The 5,383-nt window shown below is 77.9% G+C and carries 5 protein-coding genes and 1 pseudogene; 5 read left to right on the top strand and 1 reads right to left on the bottom strand.

The window, feature by feature from the left end; all coding sequences use genetic code 11:
- The 4 genes and pseudogenes from F9B16_RS49025 to F9B16_RS54320 form a co-directional block, all read left to right on the top strand.
- Window positions 1–743: ROK family protein (locus F9B16_RS49025; RefSeq protein WP_151547118.1), on the top strand; the 743-nt coding region annotated here is incomplete at its 5' end.
- On the top strand, window positions 727–1,776 hold the full coding sequence (locus tag F9B16_RS49020) for a 3-dehydroquinate synthase family protein (protein ID WP_151547117.1): 1,050 nt from the start codon (window positions 727–729) through the stop codon (window positions 1,774–1,776). The genes F9B16_RS49025 and F9B16_RS49020, both read left to right, overlap by 17 nt.
- A 1-nt stretch (window position 1,777) precedes the next feature.
- Window positions 1,778–2,575, top strand: coding sequence for a shikimate dehydrogenase family protein (locus tag F9B16_RS49015; protein ID WP_151547116.1), 798 nt, complete (start codon window positions 1,778–1,780; stop codon window positions 2,573–2,575).
- A 259-nt stretch (window positions 2,576–2,834) separates the two neighbouring features.
- Window positions 2,835–3,320: pseudogene (locus F9B16_RS54320) on the top strand (AfsR/SARP family transcriptional regulator); the annotation flags it as partial.
- Between the two features lie 222 nt (window positions 3,321–3,542).
- Here F9B16_RS54320 and F9B16_RS52005 read toward each other — a convergent pair.
- Entirely contained in the window at window positions 3,543–3,956 is a 414-nt protein-coding gene (locus F9B16_RS52005; protein WP_192809387.1) for a hypothetical protein, read from the bottom strand.
- A 130-nt stretch (window positions 3,957–4,086) separates the two neighbouring features.
- On the opposite strand from F9B16_RS52005, the gene F9B16_RS49005 reads away from it, so the two are divergent.
- Window positions 4,087–5,383 (top strand): AAA family ATPase (locus tag F9B16_RS49005; protein WP_192809386.1); only part of this gene is annotated, 1,297 nt, incomplete at its 3' end.

Here is a 5,383-nt window from a genome sequence, read left to right as displayed (position 1 = left end):
CCAGAGCGGACCCGCCGATCTCGGCGGTCGGGGTCGCGCTGCCCGCCGCCGTCGACCCCGCCGGGCGCGTCACGGCCTGGCCCGGCCGCCCTGCCTGGACCGGCCTCGACGTGGGGGCGCGGCTGCGCGCCCTGTTCCCCGGCGCCGCCGTGCGCTGGGCCGACGACGGCGACGTGGCGGCGCTCGCGGAGGCCGAGCGGGCGGGGGCGCGGAGCGCGGTGTACCTCGGGGTCGGCACGGGCGTCGGCGGTGGCGCCGTGCTGGACGGCCGGCCGCTGCACGGCTGCGAGGCCGGCCACCTCGTCGTCGACCGGTCGGCGCGGGACGAGCGCTGCGACTGCGGCCGGTTCGGCTGCGTCCAGGCCGCCGCCTCCGGTCCCGCGATCCTCCGGCGGGCGGCCCGGCTGCGGGGCTCGCCCGTCCCGTTCTCCGGGCTCCGCGACGGGCTGGCGGACGGGGCGCGGTGGGCGGCGGCCGCGCTGGAGCCGGCCTGGGACGCGCTCGCGGCCGCCGTCACCGGCCTCGGCGAGCTCCTGCGTCCCGAGATCGCCGTGATCGGCGGCGGCGTCACCGCGGGGCTGCCCGGCTTCACCGAGGCGGTCGCCGAGCGCGTCGCGGGATACGCCCGTCCGGGGCACGCGCCGCCGTCGGTGCGGCCCGCGGCGCTGGGCGCGCTGTCGTCCCTGCACGGAGCGCTGCTGCTGGCGGAGCGGGAGGAGGCCCGGAGTGACCGGACGGGATGAGGGGCCGGCCACGGCGTCACGGTGCGTGGACGTGGCGCTGGGCGAGCGTTCGTACCAGGTGCGCATCGGGGCGGGGGTGCGCGCCGCGCTCCCCGGCGTCATCGCGCGGATCGGGGCGCGGCGGGCCGTGGTCGTCTCCGCCAGGCCGGAGGAGTGGACGCCCGATCCCGGGGTGCCGTCCACGGTGGTCCCCGTGCGCGACGGCGAGACCCACAAGACGCTGTCGCAGGTGGAGGAGCTGTGCCGGCGCTTCGCCGATCTCGGGCTGACTCGCGCGGACGCGGTCGTGTCGTGCGGCGGCGGCACCGTCACCGACCTGGTGGGCCTCGCGGCGGCGCTCTACCACCGGGGCGTCCCCGTCGTGCACCTGCCGACCTCGCTGCTGGCGCAGGTGGACGCGAGCGTCGGCGGCAAGACGGCGGTGAACCTGCCGCACGGCAAGAACCTCGTCGGGACGTACTGGCAGCCGCGCGCGGTCCTCTGCGACACCGACTACCTCGCGACCCTCCCCCGCCGCGAGTGGATCAACGGGTACGGGGAGATCGCGCGCTGCCACTTCATCGGCGCGCCCGGGCTGCACGGGCGCCCGGTGGACGAGCAGATCGCGGCGAGCGTGGCGCTCAAGGCGTCGGTCGTGGCCGCCGACGAGCGCGACGCGGGGCGGCGGCACGTCCTCAACTACGGGCACACTCTCGGCCACGCGCTCGAACGCGCCACCGGCTACCGGCTGCGGCACGGGGAGGCGGTCGCGATCGGCACGGTCTACGCGGGGCGGCTCGCCGGCCGGCTCGGCCGGATCGGCCCGGCCCGCGTCGCCGAGCACCAGGCCGTCGTCGCGGCCTTCGGGCTCCCGGCCGGCCTGCCCGCGGACGCCGACCGGGGCGCGCTCCTGCGCCTGATGCGGCTGGACAAGAAGGCCGCGGACGGGCTCGCGTTCGTGCTGGACGGCCCGCGCGGGGCCGAGCTGGTGACGGGGGTGCCGGAGTCCGAGGCCGCCGCCGCGCTCGCGGAGATGCCGGCCGGAGAGGACTGACATGGGGCGCATCACCGGCACGACCCGGCTGCTGGCCGTCCTCGGCGACCCGGTCGAGCAGGTGCGGGCCCCGGCACTGGTCAACCCGCTGCTGGAGCGCCTCGGCCGGGACGCGGTGCTGGTCCCGGTGCACGTCCGGCCGGCGGACCTCGCCCCGGTGGTGGGCGGGCTGCGGCGCGTCGGCAACCTGGACGGCCTGCTGGTCACCGTGCCGCACAAGATCGAGATCTGCCGGTACGCCGACGCGCTGGCCCCGGCGGCCGCGTTCACCGGCAGCGCGAACGCCCTGCGCCGCGAGCCGGACGGCCGCTGGCGCGCCGACAACTTCGACGGCGTCGGCTTCGTCCGCGGGCTGCGCGCGTGCGGCCACGACCCGGAGGGCCGGCGCGTCGCGCTGGTCGGCGCGGGCGGAGCGGGCACCGCGCTGGCGGCGGCGCTGCTGGAGAGCGGGACGGCCCGCCTGTCGGTCTGCGACACCGACGCCCGGCGCCTCGGCGCGCTGCTCGCCCGCCTCGCCGCACGCTGGCCGGGCCGCGCGTCCGGCTCGGCCGTCCCCCGGGTCGAGGACGCGGACATCGCCGTCAACGCCACGCCCCTTGGGATGCGCGCGGGCGACCCGCTGCCGTTCGACCCCGCCCTGGTGCCGCGGGGCGGCGTGGTCGCCGACATCGTCATGAGCCCCGCCGAGACGCCGCTGCTGCGGGCCGCGGCCGCGCTCGGGCGCACGGTCCATCACGGGTTCCACACGCTCGATCACCAGCTGGAGTGTTACGCGGCCTACTTCGGCCTCGCGGGTTGAGCGCTTCCCATTGCAGCTAATTTCGATAGAATTAGTATGAAATACCCGCCAAGACGAGACGGTCGACAGGGGGACCCCCTTGCGATTCAGCCTGCTCGGTCCGCTGGAGGTGGTGCGGGACGGCCGGCCCGTCCCGCTCGGAGGGGTCAACCAGCGCGCGGTCCTGGGCTACCTGCTCCTGCACGCCGGGACCGTGGTGTCCACCGGCGACCTCATCCGCGCCCTCTGGCACGATCCCGTGCCCCCCACCGCGCGCAAGATGGTGCAGAACGCCGTCGCCGGAGTGCGCCGCGCGCTCCCCGCCGACGGCTCCTGCGCGCTGGAGACCGCCTCGCCCGGATACCTGCTCCGCCTCGACCCCGGCCTCATCGACGCCACCCGTTTCCGCGCGCTGGTGGAACGGGGCCGCGCCGACTTCCGCGCGGAGGCGTGGGAGCCCGCGGCCCGGCGCCTGCGCGAGGCCCTCGCGCTGTGGCGCGGCCCCGCGCTGGCCGACGTCATCGACTCCGTCACCGCGTGGCCCGAGCTGACGGCGCTGGAGGAGGCGCGGCTCGCCGCGCTGGAGGACTGCCTCGAGGCCGAACTCGCCCTCGGCCGCCACCACGAGCTGATCGGCGAGATGACGTCGCTGGTCGACGAGGAGCCCGCGCGCGAGCGGCTGTGCGGCCTGCTGATGTTGGCGCTCTACCGGGGCGGCCGCCAGCGCGAGGCGCTGGCGGTCTACCAGGACCTCCGCGACGTCCTGCGGGACGGCTTCGGGCTGGACCCGGGCCCCGAGCTCAAGCGGCTGGAACGCGACATCCTGAACCAGGACCCGCGCCTCGCCCTCACGACGGCCCCCGGCAGGGCGGGCGGCCCCGTCCCGGAAGGCACGGCTCCCAGCGCGGCAGGTCCGGAGAGCGCGGCGCATCCGGAGAGCACGGCGGATTCGGAAAGCACAGCGGACCGCCCCGCGACCGCGCCGCCGTCAAGGACGCCCTGCGGAAAGGCCGCCGACGGACGCGACCGGCTGCCCGGCGACGGCCGCGCCGGGGAGACCGAGCGTCCCGTCTCCGAGCGCAAGCGGGCCAGCGTCCTGCTGGTCCGCACCCGCGTGGACGTGGTGCACGGCTCGTCCGAATGCGTCGACGAGACCCTCGACGACCTCGCCCGGGTCATCGCCGATGAGGCCCGCCGCTTCGGCGGGGTCGTGCGCGAGACGCTCGGCTCGGTCCGCCCCGTGCTGTTCGGCTTCCCGCGCTCGCACGAGGACGACCCGGAGCGCGCCGTCCGCACGGCCCGCGCCGTCCGCGCGCGGGTCGCCGACCGTGTCGCGGAGTTCCTCGACGTCCGGATCGCCGTCGCCACCGGCGACGTCCTCGCGACCTACCGGGACGAGCACGACCCCTCCCCCGCGCAGCTGGCCGGAACGGTCCCGCACTCCGCCGAGCGGCTGCTGGCCTACGCGCCGCCCGGCGGGATCCGGGCCTGCCCCGCGACGGCCCGCGCCGCCGGGGTCGCCCTCCGGCGGCGTGCCCGTCGAGCCCGGACACGGACCGCTGCCGTGGACGCCCGGCCCGGCGCGCACCGGGCCGCTGGTCGGCCGGGACCGGGACCTGGAGATCCTCCGCGGCCTGCTCGGCGACGTGCGCCGCCGGCAGCGCCCGCACCTGGTCACCGTCCTCGGCGAGCCCGGCATCGGCAAGAGCCGCCTCATGGCCGAGTTCGCCGCGGACCTCCCCGGCCCCGTGCTCGTCGGCCGCACCCCGCCGTACGCGGGCGGGGTCCTCGCCCCGCTCGCCGACGCGGTGCGGTCGCGGCCGGACGGCGCCGAGGCGGCCCGGCTGATCGAGCGCCTTCCCCCCGAGGCCGGAGCCGCCGCCTGGCGCCGGCACGTCGCCGACCTCGCACTGGACGGCCCCCTGACGATCGTCCTGGAGGACCTGCACCGCGCCGACACGGTCCTGCTGGACCAGGTCGAGGACCTGACCGAGCAGCTCGCCCGGGTGCCGGTCCTCATCGTGGCGACGGCGAGGCCCGAGCTGCGGCAGCGCAGGACGGGCTGGGGATGCGGCAAGCGCGACGTCACCACGCTCACGCTGGACCCGCTGTCCGACGACGAGGTCCGCGCGCTCCTGCCCCGGCCCGCCGACCCCGTGCTGCTCACGCTGGTCGGCGGCAACCCGCGGCACGCCGAGGAGTACGCGCGGGCCGTGCGCGGCGACACCGGCGACGCCTCCGCCGGCGCCTACGACGGCGCGCCCGTCCCCGGGCCGCTGCGCGCCCTCGTCGCCGCCCGGATCGACACGCTCCCGCTCCCCGAACGGGCCGTCCTGCGGGACGCCACGACCTTCCCGGAGAGCGGGTTCCGGGCCGAGGGCGTGGCCGCCGTCTCCGCCCGCACGACCGAGGAGACCGCCGAGGCCCTGCGCGCCCTGGAGCGCAAGGACTTCCTCGTGCGGCGGCCGTCGGACCGCTCCGGCGCGCCGGAGTACGCCATCCGGCAGCCGCTCCTCCGCGAGGTCGCCCACGCCCAGTTGCCGCGCAGCCAGCGGATCGCCCGGCACCGGCGCGCCATCGACTGGGTCGGCACGCTGCCCGCGGACCAGGCCGACCTGCTCGTCCACCACTACCGGCTCCTGGTGATCCTCAACTCGCCCGACCTGGCGTACGACACGGCGCGGCAGGCCCATCACGCGCTCCTCGCCGCCGAGCGCCGGGCCGCCGCGGCGGGCGCCCACGACACCGCCGCCCGGTGCCGGGGCGCCCACGACACCGCCGCCCGGTGCCGGCGCGCCGCCCACGACCTGCGCCGCGGGCGTGCCCGCC

It is taken from the genome of Actinomadura montaniterrae, from assembly GCF_008923365.1.
In the GTDB taxonomy this organism is placed as follows: domain Bacteria; phylum Actinomycetota; class Actinomycetes; order Streptosporangiales; family Streptosporangiaceae; genus Spirillospora; species Spirillospora montaniterrae.
Note: the sequence above shows the minus strand (reverse complement) of the source record. Positions and strands in the feature narration are given on the sequence as shown.

What these genes read in the sequence shown, in the direction of transcription:
- F9B16_RS49015 (WP_151547116.1), top strand. Translation starts at nt 1,778, where the DNA reads ATGGGGCGCATCACCGGCACGACCCGGCTGCTGGCCGTCCTCGGCGAC.